At 36.1% G+C, this 17,216-nt stretch carries 11 protein-coding genes; 2 read left to right on the top strand and 9 right to left on the bottom strand.

Translation table 11 applies throughout. The annotated features are described in order from the left end of the window. Positions 1-12 precede the first annotated feature (12 nt). From L6773_RS04365 to L6773_RS04330, 8 genes are all read right to left on the bottom strand, one after another. Positions 13-1,548, bottom strand: coding sequence for a reverse transcriptase domain-containing protein (locus L6773_RS04365; RefSeq protein WP_237852633.1), 1,536 nt, complete (start codon positions 1,546-1,548; stop codon positions 13-15). Positions 1,549-1,905: 357 nt separating this feature from the next. Next, positions 1,906-2,406 (bottom strand): hypothetical protein, encoded by a 501-nt coding sequence (locus L6773_RS04360; RefSeq protein ID WP_237852632.1) that lies wholly within the window; start codon positions 2,404-2,406, stop codon positions 1,906-1,908. A gap of 18 nt (positions 2,407-2,424) precedes the next feature. Beyond that, positions 2,425-4,674, bottom strand: coding sequence for a DUF2779 domain-containing protein (locus tag L6773_RS04355; RefSeq protein ID WP_237852631.1), 2,250 nt, complete (start codon positions 4,672-4,674; stop codon positions 2,425-2,427). Positions 4,675-5,728: 1,054 nt separating this feature from the next. Further along, the gene (locus L6773_RS04350) at positions 5,729-6,028 is read right to left on the bottom strand and encodes a hypothetical protein (RefSeq protein ID WP_237852630.1); all 300 of its coding nucleotides are present in this window, start codon (positions 6,026-6,028) and stop codon (positions 5,729-5,731) included. Positions 6,029-6,039: 11 nt separating this feature from the next. Continuing rightward, positions 6,040-8,367, bottom strand: a complete 2,328-nt coding sequence (locus L6773_RS04345; protein WP_237852629.1) for a hypothetical protein — start codon at positions 8,365-8,367, stop codon at positions 6,040-6,042. Positions 8,368-8,470: 103 nt separating this feature from the next. Continuing rightward, complete coding sequence (locus L6773_RS04340; RefSeq protein WP_237852628.1) at positions 8,471-8,776, bottom strand: hypothetical protein; 306 nt, start codon at positions 8,774-8,776, stop codon at positions 8,471-8,473. 184 nt (positions 8,777-8,960) lie between these two features. Beyond that, on the bottom strand, positions 8,961-9,830 hold the full coding sequence (locus tag L6773_RS04335) for a hypothetical protein (protein ID WP_237852627.1): 870 nt from the start codon (positions 9,828-9,830) through the stop codon (positions 8,961-8,963). After that, a complete protein-coding gene (locus L6773_RS04330) occupies positions 9,827-10,990 on the bottom strand; it encodes a tyrosine-type recombinase/integrase (protein ID WP_237852626.1) in 1,164 nt (387 codons plus the stop codon). The genes L6773_RS04335 and L6773_RS04330 overlap by 4 nt, the downstream gene beginning before the upstream one ends. Positions 10,991-11,932: 942 nt before the next feature. Here L6773_RS04330 and L6773_RS04325 point away from each other — a divergent pair. Both L6773_RS04325 and L6773_RS04320 read left to right on the top strand, forming a co-directional pair. Then, positions 11,933-12,208, top strand: coding sequence for a hypothetical protein (locus tag L6773_RS04325; protein ID WP_237852625.1), 276 nt, complete (start codon positions 11,933-11,935; stop codon positions 12,206-12,208). A gap of 2,482 nt (positions 12,209-14,690) precedes the next feature. Beyond that, entirely contained in the window at positions 14,691-15,392 is a 702-nt protein-coding gene (locus L6773_RS04320) for an AbiU2 domain-containing protein (protein ID WP_237852624.1), read from the top strand. Positions 15,393-15,698: 306 nt separating this feature from the next. Here the strand turns inward: L6773_RS04320 and L6773_RS04315 are convergent, their stop codons facing one another. Continuing rightward, positions 15,699-17,207: a DUF4339 domain-containing protein gene (locus L6773_RS04315; protein WP_237852623.1), complete on the bottom strand. Its 1,509-nt coding sequence runs from the start codon at positions 17,205-17,207 to the stop codon at positions 15,699-15,701. Between the last annotated feature and the right edge of the window lie 9 nt (positions 17,208-17,216).

Here is a 17,216-nt window from a genome sequence, read left to right as displayed (position 1 = left end):
GATTAGTTACCTTCACTCATGCTTATCAATCTCATTATTTAACTTCTTCCAATGATTCTTTAATTGTCCTCTGATATCAGAACTATTGAAAGCATTTTCAGCAAGACGAACATAAGTTATAAAATTACCCCAGTCATATTTATAGCTGATAAACCATTTAGTATTATCATTTTTATCCCTCTTATAAATTTTTCTTCGACCCGCTCCTAAATGGGAATACCTTTTAAATAATCTTCTTTTATAAATATTGTCGTCTTTGCTTTTCCCATACTTTGCAAAAAATGCACTTCTTCGAACAGATCTTTTCATATTTCTGTAAAACTTAGAAATACTTGATGATTTGATTAAAGCTCTTTTGCCATCAAATTCAAAACCTAAATATTCCAAATTTGTATTGGGATACCAAATCTTTGACTCTGGCATCCATTCAGAACAATTAAAACCAGTTTCACTTTTTTTGAACCTAAACTTTCTAGTTTTTTTAGGTTGTATTTTCAGCTTAGATCGTTCTATAAGTTCAATCGCACCTTCTTCAAGTTTCTTAGAATCTACAGGGCTACAAATGATTATCATATCATCCGAATATCTTCGATAGACACCTCCCATTTTTTTTACCTCCTGATACATAGAATGGTCGAAATTTATCATATATATATTCGCCAACATTGCACTTAAGGGTGTTCCTTGTGGAATACCTTTTGTTCGGATCTTTCCAGGAATTTTTCTTCCTGTCTTTGAGCCCTGTTCTAGAGTTGATTCGTTAATCAATCCTTTATTTTTAACCCTGTCTTGAAATTCTTTCTTATAACAGTAAGCAATGGCATTCTTTTCGTTTAAATATCTTGACCTATTTATTCTCTTCCTTTTCAGTGAACCATCAGCCATTCGTACAATGATATCATCACAGAATTCTTTAAAAAGCTGATTCTCGTTAATAAATGAGTATCTTGTAAGATTTTTAAAAATATTATAGTGATCCGCTCTTAGGTTCTTTTTAGAACCAATCAGATTATACCACCTTTTTTTTAAGATGCTATGATCTAAAGAGTCAAAAAAACTTTTAATGTCTAGAGTAATTACATCTACTTCACTTTCATCCCATTCTCTAATGAACTCAAATGCTTCTCGTGCAAAATCTATATTACATTTATTTCTTTTCTCTTCTTTGACCGGTATCCTTCTGTAAGCAGTAACACAGTCACCAATTCCTAATTCTTGCAGTTTAGATTCATAAGGTTTTCTTAAAAGCTCCGAATAGTAACTGTATATTTGAGAGTCTAGGTGACTCGCATAATATATATGCCTCGTTTTCGAACTCTTCACTCTCTTATATGATCGAGTTCCATCCGAATGTATATCTCTTCTAAACTTTTTCTTCTCAATCTTTCTGTATATGAATGGTAGAAAAGAGTGAGCTGCTATATTTTTAGGATTTTGTACATATTTTTCTACCCAATCTCTATCTTTCTGTGTTAAGGGTAAGCCAATATGCTGGTAAAACTTTGGTTTAAACCAATCTTTATCACTTCTGTAGGGCTTATTTTCCATAATAAAAACAACAAGTAGTATCGGGGCTCGCTTTTAATGCCTAGGCATTGATTCATACATGCTAACACGATACTCTCGCAGAGTACCGCCCCTCTTTATAGGAATTATTTATGTAACTTTATACATAATGAAATTAATCACTATGGCTACATCGTTAATCACACTGATACGCAGCGCTATTCCAGAGTTGGAATGCATACTGGCGCAAGATTTCTCTTGCATTTCAGTAATGAAACGACTCTACTAACATATTTCTTAGTAGACATTTAACATTAACAAACGTAATGAATCAGCTTCTACTACTTGTTGTTTTTTAAACCTACTTAAAATAATTTTATACACCAAAATAATAGAGTTTTATCTATCGGATTTAAAATTGATTTCATCAAAAAGGCCATAATACGAGTCTTTAAACTTTATCAACTCATGGCTTACAACTTCTCTTACTTCTTCAATTTCTAGATTGGATTCAATACCATTTTTCCAAGCTGTCCAAACATCTTTAGGAATCCGGCTCTTTTTATACCACAAATACTCTTCAGCACACAAATTTAAGTAGTCAATAATAAGTGTTTTTTCTTTTCGATTTAACACTCTTTTATCACCATTGCTAGAGAGCTCGTTGATTAGATCATTAAATTCTTCGTCGTACCTTTGGTTGAAATTGTTAAATAACTCTTTAAATATTTTATCGTTATTTAATTGATATTGTGTCAACCCGATATATAGTGTTATTAATGTACCTATAATACTAAAGAAATATTTATCAGATACACCATTTGTACCAATCAAAAAAAATGCACCTGTTACCCCTATAATTAGCAAAAGAGAAAATTTGTATCGAAGTATAAAATTCATGTCGCTGTTATTTTTTTCTTAACTATCTGAGCAATACCACTCATCTTCTTTTATTGAAAATATAAACTTAGCTACCGTTTCCAATTTTCCGTGTCTATCTGCCCATTCAATATGCTCTTTTAATCGTTCTGTTTTTTCGAGGTTTGAGGAATTATGCCATGCAGCCAAAATAAGAGGCATGGAGGGGATATTTTTTAAACCCTCTCTTTTTTTATTTGGTAATACTTTAAAAAGTTCATTCCATTTTTTAGGCATCGGACAAACTCTATCATTTTCTATACAGTAATTTATCAGGCGCTCTTTATCAGTCAATCGAGTTTCATTATTTAACGAATCCCAGTGCTGATAAATCATCACCATAGCCAAGGTATCCAACTCACAATATCTTAATAAGGCTTCAAACACATCTTCGCGCTCTTCATCCGACACATCATCAAACTGCATGCGTGCCCAGACCATCATAGCCGTTCCGCCTTCGGTAATTCGATCGCCGGATTCCAGTTCAATTTCCACATCCTCGGATTCATCCGGAATGCCATAACCTACCGGATCGAGCAGTTTATAGGGATTGATTGCCATTCCGTTTTCATCGGTTTCATACAGCACCTTGTTCTTCAGGCTCAGCCCTGAGTACGGCTTTGTGTAAATCTGCTTGAGCGCTTCACTTTCATTCAGGACTGCCGGTAATACATCTTTAATGCTGTTGGAACCGCCCATGTGCACCGAATAGTAATATTTTACAACTAATCTCTGTTGGTCTATTAAATAACGCGGTGCTCCTTCGAATACCAACGTATCGATCCATGTAATCAATTCTTCTTTGTCTGGCTCTTCCGATTCCAACAAACGGCTTTTCACATCATTCAAAGTGGTCTTTTCATAATGATAATACATAAACACGCTGCCTTCATCCTGCTCCAGAACCTTTTTTAGTTCTCGCACAAAATCGAACCCTGGATAAACTCCCTTACGTTTGTCCACCCACTCGGCGGCATGTTCTACTCTCCCATCTCTATATACGTTATGCATGGAAAACTGAAAGGGAATCTTTTTGTATGGATAACATCCCTTATGAAAAGGAATGGCCGGAGAAATTCCCTCAAAGTCGATAAAGTGAAGCGGGTAGGTCCAACTATCCATTTCGTGGAAGAGGCCGGGCAGAATGACTTCACTATCATCATGGCGACCCGTCATTTTCATGACCTGTGCCAGTTGCCGTTGTTTGCGTCCATCATTCCAAATGGGCTGTTTATAGAGCGTTTTCTCATCTGTCCCAATATATTCCGGAGAAATCTCCTCCATCAGATAGATTTCATCATCCATATATTTCTTGGAATTGGCGTACCACACGTCAAAGACATGAGGTTTGGCCAGTTCTTTGTCGCTCCAGTTCAGCGCTTCTTTCCAGCACTCGTTAAACCCGGCTTTCTTTCCGTTCAGTTTATCAGTGTTCACCCGGTGTTCGCAGTTTCGGCATTTCGCTCCAATACTAACCGGGTACTTTTCATCCCTACTGATCAACTCACACAGTCCGTCTATCCATCCATCAAACCCTCTGGCTTCCAGCTCGCTTTCTGGTTTCCTGGCCTCGTCATTAAAAATAAGTGCCACCTCATCCGAGACGTCAATGGTTGTCATGATCGGATCACCAAGTTGGATATCCGATCGGTTTTCGGTCAGCCTGACTTCACTACGGCCCTCTTCATTCTCTATGATCTTAAAGTATTGATGCAGCCCTTCCACACTCGTCGGAACACCCTTATCAATCAGCATAAGATGAGGACAAATATTGTAATCAGGATAGGCTTTTTGCATCACCCATGTTTGAAAAGCTACATCGTAGAGATATTTATGCCAATCCGGATAGATATCTCCATTTCGCTTGTAAAACCCTTTTTCTTCATCCCACGATTTGGACTTCACTTCAATCAAGTCAATCCGGTCCCCCTTTTTTACTAAGATATCAACTAAAGCGTAGGTTAACCCATATCGAATAGCTGCTTCGTAAATAATTATCTCATCGAGTTTTAGCAATTCTGTTGTTTGATCCAGTGAAATAGACTTATCCCTCGAGTATTCTATTTCGGTCCCGCCGGGATAGTACAGTTTAGCCAGTTCCCCTACCTGTATTCCGCCGTCGGCAAGAGCTTGCAGAAAATCATTGTCATCTTGCGAGGTGACGTACTCATCTTCATGGTTTTTGTAGTATAACTTGGTCGGGCATTCTAAACAGTGAGTGAATTTAGATTTTGTAAGAAATGTATGCATCTCACTAAGATGTATTGAAGTTTTACTTCAAGGAATATAATAAGTAAGAGTGACAGGTTATGTCATCCAAAAAATGTAGGAAGACACTGCTGCTAACCTGCTAACCGTGCTAAAACCCCGCAAAATCTACATCTCTTTGACTGTGAACACACTTTTTATTTTTTATAGATGCTATACCCCTGCTATACACTGCTATACGTTTTAGCATCTTTTAGCACCTCTTAGCAGTCTTTAGCAAGAGACTTTCTTTCACAAAATCGCACTCATTCCCTATACTCCGCCATTTATTGATATTCTTAGCAGTTAGCAGTCGAATTCTAAATGTTATCTCATTTTTTTATTTCCCTACTTGTAGAAATAGGTGTATTCCCTTTATTTCCTATAAATACCTCTCAGAAACTCACTGAAAGAAACAGAAAGATTCTGAAGTGATTAGCAAATATTCAGAATTCATATGAAACCCAATGCAATCATTTTCTTCAAATATTGCACAGAGCATTGCTAATTGCCCAAAAATTGATCTATCCCCTGAATTTGAATGGAAATTGAGCCGTCCCAATCTAAATCAGACGAGGAAGTAAGCAAAACTAACTGCAAATTATGTATCTGACACGACTTCAACCGATGATTGGTTTGTATAATGGATAGACTGCATTATGCGGAATATAGCCTACAATCCGCGATTTTGGACACAAATTGAGCTCTTGTTTTTGCGTAACTGAAAGAGATAGGCTCTTAGAATCAAAATATCCAACCAGCAACTCTTGGTCAGTTCTTTGCAATAGTCATTTTTGCGCTTTAAGCCTTCTATACGCGTAAAACCTTGGATGTGAGACTACTTCGAATTATCTATTTAGTCAAGGATAATTCCGCACTCAATGGCTTAAATCCGCACATTCCGCAACATTTAGAGAAGACGTATGTACGTATGAACAGGTTTGATTTTGAGTAGAGTATGTCTACAGGTAGATTGACAGGTTACTTTTACGGTTCAGACTCAATACTCCGCATATTTCTCATTTTTGAGCATATTGATTGATTTTGTTGAACATCTTTACAAACGTTTCATATACTCCTTCAAATCATAACCGGGTGGATCATCCGGCTGTTTATTATCCATGAGCTTATTAATGATGCCAACAGCAATGGTATACGGGATTCTCTCAATCCCGGGGGATTTCTTTCCATAGCTCGTCAAACTCTCCATAACGTTCTTGAATTTAAGTTTGGGCCGCACGTATTTATAATACGTATCGCGGCTTATGCGCAGTTTTTCGCAAAAAAGAGCACAACACTCCATTTTGGTTAGAAGATCTCCGGGCTTTAGCTGGTCAGCGGTTCTTGTTTTACTCATGGCTTGTCTCCTTAATAATTGTGTTTTCCGCGGTTCTGTTCGTACTCTTGCGCTTTTTCGATGAGTTCATCGACCAGGCCGGCCTTTTCCAGCTCTTCAATATTAAGTAAGTAACATCGTAGATTACTCTCTTCTTGCACCTCTATAGATTTTGTGAGCGGAACCTGTACACTTTTCTCCAGGAAGTAGGAACTGTTTTCAAGGGTTGCCTGAATGGACGGATAGGTATTCTGTTGCGTAGTGGATGCGCGGAGATCTTGCAGAACACTCCAAGTTTTGTTTAAATGGATCGCCAACGCATCACCATAGTAAATCGATCCATCACTGGTTCGAATCTCAATATCGTGTCGATATCGAAAATGCCGGTGATCCAGGCAAAATCGCGGAGAATAGGCCCCTGTTGCGGGATCCTGCTTCTGAGTCGCGAAATATTCAAGGTTTGAGAGAAATTCATGAAGGGGATTATGTGACTTTTGCTGGGATTCCTCACGTCGAATTACCTCACAGATTTTGCTCTTAAACTCTTCAAATTCCGTAAACCAGTGTGAAAGATGCGGGATGAAGTGCTCAATGCATTGCAATCCTGCAAGAACGATGGCCCAATTATTAACCGTACGGCCTTCAAAGTTTTTTCCTGCTAAATAGTCCTGATTCTCCGCAAGTGCTTCGAAAAAGTTGTGCCTTACCAGGGAGTAGTTTTCCAGCAATAACCGCAAGAACTGCGAAAACTTCCGCAAATTCCGCGTAATCTCAGAGACTTGTCCTAATTGTTCCCGTTTCAAAAACCGGTTGTAGTTGAGAATAATCATTCGACTTACAGCCGCAGGATCGGTTGGCTTATCATTGCCAGTCATCACAATGCAGGCTTTCATGGGTGTATCGATGGTTGTGTAATCTGTGGTTTTTGCGGCCATACCGGTTCCAATGCGCTCATACCAGTTTAAAAACGAACTTGTAAGATCGGGAGCATTGGGATTGGTATCGGAATTGCGAAAATCATCCAAAAAGAATGGAAAAGACCGCGGTAGTGTCATTCGTCGAATGACTCCTTTAATAGTATTTTGCTTAGAAACAGATTGCCGGTTTCCATTTGGATAGCCAAATAGCGCCATAAACCAATCCATACTGGAGCTTTTCCCCGTGCCACGTTGCCCAAATTTAAACAGAAACGGAAATCCCAATCCCTTTTCAGTGATTTCGCGGCTAAATACACATGCGACAGCATACCCAAGAGTTATTCGAACATTTACGGACCCATTAAAACTCTCCCATAGCCTGAATTTATCCGCAAGAAAGCGCGAGGAATCGCCAGTAATTGCTTCAAGCCGCGGCGCTCGTACCTGTTCGCTGCCCTCCGTACAAACCAGGAAGTTACTTCCAAAGGGAATTCGTCCATCCTCATCAGCTTCAATAAATTCGTTGCGATGAGTATTAAACAATCCGTTTTCAAATAGAAAGATACCCGGCCGGATCTCGCCCCAACTATTCGGTTTCCGCACAGTTGGATAAGTTTGAGTATTGATCAGAAATTCATGGAATCGATCAAAGTCATTTGTCTGACTAAGAAATTTCACAAAGCCGTGCTTCACCAGAAAATTAGAGAATCGTGTCTTTGTCGTCAGTTCTTCATGTGAAGCGATTGTTTTTACGCATTTATCTTTGCGGTTGTTTAACTCCAACATATACCGAACTTCCATTTCATCCGGCTCGCGCCCTTGTTTTTCGCGAATGTGTTCTACTGCTTCAAGTATGCGCACCTCACAGTCCACTATCTTATGCTTGCGCAACATCTGCTTGTATTCCGCATCACCTTCTGGTTTATCGTCTTTTTTCATAAACGGGTGTGCATAACAAGCGCCAAACATGTTGAGAATTCCGGCAGGGACATAGGATCGCTCCTCTTCCGGAAGATTACGCTCCCTGGATTGGGTCAACTTTTCGTCAAGGGTTTTTTCAGAGGAGATTTCCGCGGCCAGTTGCTTCTGTTTGCGCTTTAATGGCGGTTTCTTGGTTTGCTTTCCATGACGTAACCGTTTGGGAACCCAGCCCGTTTTCTTCGCAGGATCATAGATATTCTTTTTAAGATATTGATTAGGATTCTGCGTTTGGAAAGATGTAATCCGGATATCTTCCCAATATGTCTTAAAATCTATCGGGATCGTATTCTTGGTTTCCTGAAGCCATTGTAGCGCGATCTCGCGCCCATCCTCCGCATAAACGATTTTCAGTGCCTTACAAATGACTTCTTTGCCTGTGTTTTGTGGCAGATAATCGATGGCTTCCCTCAGATCAACTTTATGATGGTTATCGGAGGTACTTAATTCTCTTTTAGTGTCCATTGTCACTGTATAGTCTTGAGAGTTGAAGTTCTTTTATCCTTCATTCGGTTATTAACAAATTTTTCAGGGCTAAATCAGAGATTTTCCGCACTGGTTTCTGCAACTATTTCGCTGGATTCAGAAGTCTATTAATCACTTTCCGTTCGAAATACTTTCTGCGGCCATTCATCTTTAGGCTGGGGATATATCGCTTATCGGAAGGAGGGAGATTGCTACGGTTTAGAATGGTTCGCTGATCAATACCGAACTCTTTTTCGATCATTTGCGCAGTAAGATATTTAGTACGTTTCGGCTTTGCCTCAAGCGCACTAATAACAATATCAAGCTTCTTTTCTATAGATGAGATTTTATCAGATTCTTCTGAGTTAGAGTCTGAATGGTCTGTAGTTTTTTTGTTTATATCTGACATAATTATCTGATTTGATTTCAAGAATTGATTAAATAAATGGACTATGGGGTTACATTTCATAGTCCAAATCAAATCAGTGTTTTAAATTCACCCTCTTAAATGAGGGTTTTTTTAAAACAGATAATATTGGAGGATCTATTTGCGGTTTATTTAATATACAGGCGGATATTACTTGTTAACTGTTTTACTCATTTTCAGAAGATTTTTTCTTTTTTCTCTCAAGCTTACTCTCAAATTTACTTCTGAGGGCTGATTTATATGCGTTTTTATCTATTAAATATTTTGGGTTATCTAAAACCTCGTATTTTTTAAAAGCCTCTTTAACCAATTCATTTATCTCTTCTTCTGCCTTCTTAGAATTTATTTCATTCTTAGATTTATCAACTAAAAAATCGTTAAATAATTCATCCAGATTGCTTACCAGTTTTCTGAATCGATATTTACCATTCAAATTGATATGATTTTGTACAAAATTAATGGCTTCATATATACAAGCAAACTTACCAATATCTCTTAGTTTACCTTCCAACCTATTAATTGATGTATCTGAGCAGTTGTATATTCTCATCTTTTGGCAAATCTCATTATCACTACTATATAATTCTTCACTTTTGTCTAACACATCAAAACCGTACCAAAGAAAAAAGCCATACTCGTCCCGGTTTGAAGAATCTATTTTCTTCTCTACCTCTGTAAAATCAAGGATGATTAGTTTGTTCGTATTGATACTATCTGATGCAAAACTTTTTAGATCCTTACCTATTTCAATTACATGGTCTTCGTATAGCTTTATTATCGCTGTTCTATTTTCATCGGTAAATTCCTCAGTCGTTTTACCATCAAAGGTTTTCAGGCATAGTTCGAATTGTCGTAGATATTGACCAGTATATTTAAGGTATTCTTTTGCTAATCTTCCCGGTTTCAAGGCTCTGGCTCTTTCATCATTTGTATCAAAGAACTGCTTCTCTCGTACTAATTCATTCATTAAAGTTTTTAATCGTATCTCTTTAAAAGCAGTATCTTCATAGTCAGCTACATTTATAATCTCAGTCATTTCATCTCCGTGATTAAGCCGGTTTTTTCTGCTTTATTAAGTAAGTCAGTTGTAACTAACTGTACATACCGATTTGTTACTTCCAAACTGCTATGCCCTAATAGTTTCTTTATTTCAAGGCTGTCAAAATCATTCCTGAACAAAAATGTAGCGCACGAATGCCGTAAACTGTGAATATTAATTGTCTTTTTAAGTCCCGCTTTTTTCACGAATCTCTTAAAAACCCTATAGATATGGTCACCTGTAAGAGCAAATTCATGCTTTGAAGTAGAATTAGGATGCGGAAAAACTAGACCTGAGCTTGGTCTCCCATTCAATCTATACCAGGCCTTCAAGATTTTATACAGTGGATCAAATATGGGTACTGTTCTTTCCTTACCACTCTTTGTATCGGTGATCCGAATCATCCGATCATTTAAATGAACATTTGCCCATTTCAGTTGAATTAACTCTTTTCTGCGCATTCCAGTGTAAAATCCGGTCATCACTAAAGGCCTAAACCAATTCTTTTTTGACATAGAGGTATTCAAATCTCCATTCTTTCTCTTTTTAGCATGAACCTTTCTATAAGATTCAAAAATCAAATCGAGATGCCTCTCTTCAATAATTTTTTCAGAAAGATTGTCCTTTACTTTTGGGAGGCTTACGTCTTTACAAGGATTTTTCTCAATAATCCCTTTTTCTACTAACCAATTAAAAAAAGCTTTAAGATGCCTGTGATAATTTTTCTTTGAAGCATTCGCAAGATCTTTGCGCAAACAAAAGTTTGCTACATCATCACTATTTACTCTTTGGATTGGCATTGTTTTACCAACTTCACGAGAAAACCTTTTCAGAATTTCTTCATAAGTATCCTTCGTTTTTTGAGTCACACCAGTTTTACTATCTAAAAAATCGTCAATAAGCCTATCTAATATTACTGAATACTCCGATGGGCTTGACTCCTGGATTTGTTCTTCTTCATAATCTTTTAAATTCCATTCTGGATCAAAAGGATTAATCTTCCCTGAGTCATACAACTTTTCATAATGAACCTTTTTTTGTTCTGCAATCTTTTTGTATTTGGTTCCAATAGCATATGTTTTCGTAATCGGTTTACCGTCAATATGCTTCTTAAATACAATTGAATAGTTCTTACCTCTCTTCTTTAAACTTGCCATAATGATAGAATTTGGTAGTACATACTTATTGTTTGGTAGTATAATGTACCACCAAATGTACTACCATTCCAGTAAAAAGAGGGTATTACGGGAATTCTGTTAACTGATATGACTAGCTCAGAAATGCATTTAGATACAAATAAACCCGTTTAAAATGAATTAAACGGGTTTTTGAGAAGTACACCCGACAAGATTCGAACTTGTAACCGCCTGATTCGTAGTCAAACGTATTTGTACGTTTAAAGGCTTTAAAGACCATATATAGGACAAATAGGTACCCCAAACGTGTACCCCAAGAAAATTCAAGATGGCCAATGGTAGGCAAAAACGACCAGTAGACCGCCCAGTCGGTGATTCGGTAAAATAGCTTGCAACCTGATTTGGTAATATGGCAACGGCATCACCAGCTCGATCTACAACTCTATAACCAATCAAAAGAGACATTTTGACAAATGTACTGTTAACTGCCAAAATTCAAGAAGCCAACACCTTTAAAAAGAAATTTGAGCCGCTTAGAAGCGAAATTTGAAATCTGCTTTTTTGAGTTTGTCAGAAAGTGCGGTTATGAGCCGTCAGAGTAGGTTTGTTTGCTGAAACACAGTAGAAGCAGTCAATTCATTGAGCTGGATGAAGAACGTTGAAGCCTTCGGAATTTAAATTCCGAGTTCCACAGTTCAATGTGGCGGCCAAGGCTACTTACGGTTAAGCTTTATCTGCGTATGGATTAAAAAGAATTGGACTTCAACGAGATTACAAATTGTTGAAAATCGACAATTATGTGTTTTTTAATCGCAACACAAATCAAAATCAGTTCTGATATTTTGATTTTGACATCAAAAAAGATTGAAGGTTAAAAAGCAATATTCCAACCTACATGTTCCTTTTAAACTGATTTTGCTTTCAATTACAATACCATCCGTTGTCCAGAGCAATAGTGTGCTAATGAAACCAATATCTATTAAGATAAGAGAGGTCCCTGTAAACGGGAATTATTTCGGTGTTAACACATTCGCGGTTACGTTGGTCGATTCAAGAGTAGCTACCACCTGTAAGCAAATAGGTCGTGTAAAAGATCTTGAGAGATATGCAGAATTGACAGGCTACTCTACTGAACGAGTTACAGAGAAGGATGCCCATCTGACTTCCAGGCAACTCAAAAGTAAAATGGAAAGGTTTACTACAAAAAAGGTGCAAAAGGTCTCTGCCCATTACACCTAAACGGCAGACGATATGTATGCCCTCGGATACATTTGTTAACAGCATCCATTAGATCATTGAGATGAATCATATAGACTTGATATCATCCGTTTTCTAACATTTTAGCAAACTTAAATTATTTAACCACCTTTTCCGATGGGGGAAACGATTGCCTAAATATCAAAGTATCTTCTAACGTAAGCCACTTTTATCCTTATAAGTGACTGTTTTTATTACTTTATTTAACGTTAGATTTTTGGTTAGAAATGGGTTAGAAAAGGGTTATGAAGGTTAGAAATGGGTTAGAAAATCAAAATGTTTCTAACCCAATTTCTAACCCTAAAATTATTAATAAAAACAAGCACTTATGTAAAAGGTTAGAAAGGTTAGAAAATCTAATACCCCTAAGTTAAAACCCCCAAAAATTTGAAATTCAAAGAACATGTGTAAAATATGTGTATTAAATAATTTACGTTAGCATGTATTTTTGACTAATATTTTAAAATTATAAATATATGATTTTTGAACGCTTTTGGTGTCGGTAGTAGATAGCCCATGTCTGCCTCTACAAGTGACTGAAATAGTTTAGTATTGGTTAAGACTCTGAAAATTTCAAAATCAACGAATTCTGTGATACTCCTACCGTTCAATGGCCCATTGAATGTCCTATGGAAGGTTTACATTCATCACTTACAATGATTAACAGGTTTTTATTTTTCAAGCAATTGATATCAAGTTCTTCATAAAGCCGTGATAATCAAATTTTTTGAACCAAGGAGAGAATCTGCCAAGATTTTTTGAAAATGAAATTTAATATTATTGGGATGCTTGAAGAATCACGGAAGCTATTTTTGAGAGGGAGTGTTTCAAAATTGAGGTTTTTAACTTATTTCAGATATAAAATAGTGCTGCTATATGGTCAGAAATATAGTTTACCAAACAACAGGTAATTTTTAGATTTTTTAAATGATCATAACCGTCAGGAGGCCCGTTGATTAAAAAGTTGATTTTTGCTTCACTCGGATAAAAATTAGAATCAAAAGGAGCCTACGAAAAATATGAAATTTGGAGGACTGGCTTTGTAATAGTCCTTTTATTTTACCTGCCTTTCTGCTTAAAAAATTTCATTATCGATGTTACAAAGTCGTATTTGGACCGAGAACACACAGGAAAAAGTTCATTATCGGCTGCAGCAGAGGAAAGTGACATCGTATTTTAAATTATTGATTAAAGTGTCAAGAAAAAGAGTCCCCCATCGATCTGTATATGTGAAACTAAAAGCGTTGGGAAAGTTAATTTTTAAATGGTTTTGCTGCTCAGTGGACTATGACACGTGCTCTCAACCCGGCAAACGAGTAGAAAATTATAATTTTCAAGTATCCAAAAAGGATAAACATGCCTACTATCAAAGTATCTTGGCAATTCTTTTTGGGTAAAAGGAATCCAAAAAGTTAAAAAACGAAAAATTTTATAAGCTTTAATTCCAGTACATGAATATATAGCGGGCAAGGTCGCCTTGTGTGTCCCAAAACCCGAATGAAATTCAAATTATTAAGCGGTTTTATATTAATGTTGGGTGGTTAAATAGTATTTGTGAAGTTCACAAAGGCAGTTATTCTGGTTTGAAAATATTAATAATTAAAATTTTTAAGTTTTTAAAACTGTCAAAAACCTTCTTATTGATCAAATTGGGGCTTATTTACAGCAGATGTGTCCAAAAAGTTAATTTTTTAATGGAGTTTGAAGGCTTCTACTCCAGTACACTGATGACAGCGTTCGCATGGCAGCATTACATGTGACCATATACGGCTGAAATATTTAAAATTCACCGTGTTTCACTCAAGTTTAGTAGAATTATTGGTGTTTTCACCCCTCGCAAAGCTTGTGCAATGGGATATTCGACCTGGGTAGTCTATCAAAAATTAAAAAATTGCCCGTCTTTTTTTGAAAGGGTGTATCAAAAAATTATCAAAGTAACTTTACTTACTTTGATAAGAGAGGTAAAGCCTTTAAAGCTTGAAGAGGGATACAGTTATTGCAAAAAAGGAGAAAACCCAATGAAGTTTCAAATCAAAAGGACTTAAGAGTAATTGATTTTAAATATCAAAAAGACAATTGTCAGTTTGATGCTAAATTGATCGTACCTACCATTATCTATTGAAACATGTAACGAGTTGAATAACGGTCAACATATCGGGTAGGAATCGTATAAATGGTATTGGCAATCAAATGCGTAGACCGGTGTTCGAAAACTTCTGGTGGCTTGAAAAAAAAGTTAAAAATTAGTCTCGAAAAGAGTGCTAATTGCTAAAAAGTAGAAAATTTATGGGTTTGAATGGAATTGAGATAGAAAATTAGAAAATATATCTACTACTAAAGTATGCGAATGCCTGATAATCATTGATAATCTCAAAATACAATAGATAACATTACTTAAGCATTCAACAGTATATTGTGATCGGTTTATCGGTTAATGACATTAATTTTTTAAACCTAAATTTTAATGGATAGAGAAGAAATCATTGCACATCTGAAAGAATTGAGAGATTCGGTACTTTATACGGGGACATTATTACATCAGATGAATTTACTAATAGAATGGGAAGAGAATGATCCAGATGATGAAGCCGGGATTAGAGGTCAGTTTTTTGGAATGATATCTGTCTGTTTTTATCGAGTTATAGTTTTAGAATGTTATAAACTGATCTGGGATACTGAACACCAAAATTTATATCAATTTCTAAATCAGTTATCAAGATACTACGACGAAATTAAACCCGAAGACGGTGATGGTAGAAAAGTTGAGAAGAAGGAATACGTAAATCTCATAAGAATGCAAAAGAAAAGTCTATCAAAATTTGACGATGTAAAAGATAACATTCAGAAACTTAGAAATAATCTTATAGCACACTCTGATAAAGATTATTATTTGAATAAATATCAAGTGAGTAGAGACTTCCCTGTAAGCTGGGCAGAAATTAATGAGTTGTTAGATTTGATAAAGTTGATAATTCGCAAACATTATAGCCTGCTAACTAATGCAGATATTGACATGAGTAGAATTCATTCTTCGCAAAATGCAAGATTATATTTAACAAGACTTCGGGCAATGGAAAGATTTTGGAAAAATAAGAATATCAATAAAATTCGTAAGTCTGCATTCTTTAGTGAAGACTACAACCCGGATGATGTTTTTATGAAGTAGCAATTAAAATTTATTACTAAGAGTTTTTTCATTAGTCAATTATGACAAATCTAATGATTAAAAAATTGCAACCAATTTGCACCTTAACAAGTGTTTGCTACTGATCCATTAGAGTATCTTGTCAAACATTGTAGTTATTTGCCCTGCTGCTGGCAATTAGATTTGGTGATCGGTTGCCATTGGAGATAAATCGAAACCCCGAACCCGAATAAATAATGCGACAGAGTTTAAATTACACTCCTTCAACCAATAACTTTCAGGGTAGAATACAAATTCCACTTTTTTTCAAAAAGTGAAAAATCATTACTAATTATACCGGTCATAGAAATCTAAGCTGATAAGCATCATATGAAATACAGGTGCATAGTGATTAAATAATGATTTTACTTCTACTTTACTATTATCGTTAGTTGGTGATGCCATGAATAAAAGCTGGATCATTTTTTTATCTTTAATCATCATAAAAGCTAATCCGTGTACATCCAATTCTACACCTACTTGTTTTGTTGTCCCAGCAAACTCCCCCCAAATTGATGGTTGTTTCGCAAGAATTGCATTACCCTTATCAATTCTCGTAGTACCATTAAAAGTTTCAGCCCAAATATCGTCATCGTTTAGAAAATAAATGTCGTCTTCTGAGAGTTCAGCTGCAATTTCTTCAGGAAGGTCCTTTATCAAGATATTTACTGTGACAAGACCATCTCCATTTTTACTTGTGAATTTTTGAACAATATTTGGTCTTCTTCCCTCCTCTGCTTCCCAATTAGTTGGGTATTCAATAGCTAAATCAACTCCTTTTGCTTTAGGGGAGTTATTGGATCTATATTCTTGTGTAAATTCATCACTGAATAAAAGTTGTGGAGCTTTAATGTATTTAGGGTGAAACATTAACAATGTTTCTAAAACTGGTGATTGAACATGCCCGTTACCTCGATTCTGAATAAGTTTTAAAAACTCCTCAGCTTCTTGTTTAGAAAAATCAGTAAAATTAAGGTTTTGAGAGACAGATTTAACTAACTCTTCCTTTTGCGTTGGCCAGCTTGGAAATTCTGATGATAAGGTTTGATCGATATTTCTAAATGCATCTTCGAACTTTAAATCGAAATTTCTCTTGGCTATATACAGATCATTTGATATATCAGGATACAAAAAACTAAGAACCTCTATTCCATGGTCTTGGCCAATTTTAAAGCCTTGTGTATAGTAGATATCATTAAGAGTAGACTCATTTAAAATCTCTATATAAGGTTCATAATTGTTGTTGCTTATTTTTTCAGAAAAAACTGATGGCCACCTTTCTGTAGGTGGATCATTTGTGATTGGGTCATAAATAAAGAAGGAATAAAGTGAAGCCATAAGAAGTAGAGAGAAAACACCAAAACTGACTTTTGTGATCGTGTTTGCTGCAATAATATCTTCCTTAGATTGTAATGGACCAACTGTTACTTTCTTTGATTGTGATTCTCTCTCAGTAAATTCATATTTTATGTCAAATGGCAAGTGGGGAGGGTTTGAAGAGCTTATTTTATCTACTACATCATTTTTTTGATCAATAGGTAAAGGTGGTGGGGTAGACTCAGTTTCACGTTCTAAATCATCCGTTAATTTATCGGTATCAGTAGGTAACGGGGGAGGCTTAATCGACTTGTGTTTTTTCTTAATAACATGGGCTAAGTAAACTCTTTCAGAAAATCCATTAGCCCATACTTTGGTATGTTCACTGATCTCCTCACTTTTGAGAAGTTCCAATATCTTTTTCCATGTATATGGGCCGTATGCTTTACCATTCTTGAAATAAAACCATGAACGTTTCATATTAATAGT

Source organism: Rhodohalobacter sulfatireducens, from assembly GCF_022012475.1.
GTDB classification, from domain to species: domain Bacteria; phylum Bacteroidota; class Rhodothermia; order Balneolales; family Balneolaceae; genus Rhodohalobacter; species Rhodohalobacter sulfatireducens.
The sequence above is the reverse complement of the archived record's forward strand: the minus strand, read 5'-3'. Positions and strand labels throughout refer to the sequence as shown.

Excerpts from the sequence above, each read along its gene's own strand:
- L6773_RS04365 (WP_237852633.1), bottom strand. The coding sequence starts at position 1,548 with ATGGAAAATAAGCCCTACAGAAGTGATAAAGATTGGTTTAAACCAAAG.
- L6773_RS04360 (WP_237852632.1), bottom strand. The coding sequence starts at position 2,406 with ATGAATTTTATACTTCGATACAAATTTTCTCTTTTGCTAATTATAGGG.
- L6773_RS04355 (WP_237852631.1), bottom strand. The coding sequence starts at position 4,674 with ATGCATACATTTCTTACAAAATCTAAATTCACTCACTGTTTAGAATGC.
- L6773_RS04350 (WP_237852630.1), bottom strand. The coding sequence starts at position 6,028 with ATGAGTAAAACAAGAACCGCTGACCAGCTAAAGCCCGGAGATCTTCTA.
- L6773_RS04345 (WP_237852629.1), bottom strand. The coding sequence starts at position 8,367 with ATGGACACTAAAAGAGAATTAAGTACCTCCGATAACCATCATAAAGTT.
- L6773_RS04340 (WP_237852628.1), bottom strand. The coding sequence starts at position 8,776 with ATGTCAGATATAAACAAAAAAACTACAGACCATTCAGACTCTAACTCA.
- L6773_RS04335 (WP_237852627.1), bottom strand. The coding sequence starts at position 9,830 with ATGACTGAGATTATAAATGTAGCTGACTATGAAGATACTGCTTTTAAA.
- L6773_RS04330 (WP_237852626.1), bottom strand. The coding sequence starts at position 10,990 with ATGGCAAGTTTAAAGAAGAGAGGTAAGAACTATTCAATTGTATTTAAG.
- L6773_RS04325 (WP_237852625.1), top strand. The coding sequence starts at position 11,933 with ATGAAACCAATATCTATTAAGATAAGAGAGGTCCCTGTAAACGGGAAT.
- L6773_RS04320 (WP_237852624.1), top strand. The coding sequence starts at position 14,691 with ATGGATAGAGAAGAAATCATTGCACATCTGAAAGAATTGAGAGATTCG.
- L6773_RS04315 (WP_237852623.1), bottom strand. The coding sequence starts at position 17,207 with ATGAAACGTTCATGGTTTTATTTCAAGAATGGTAAAGCATACGGCCCA.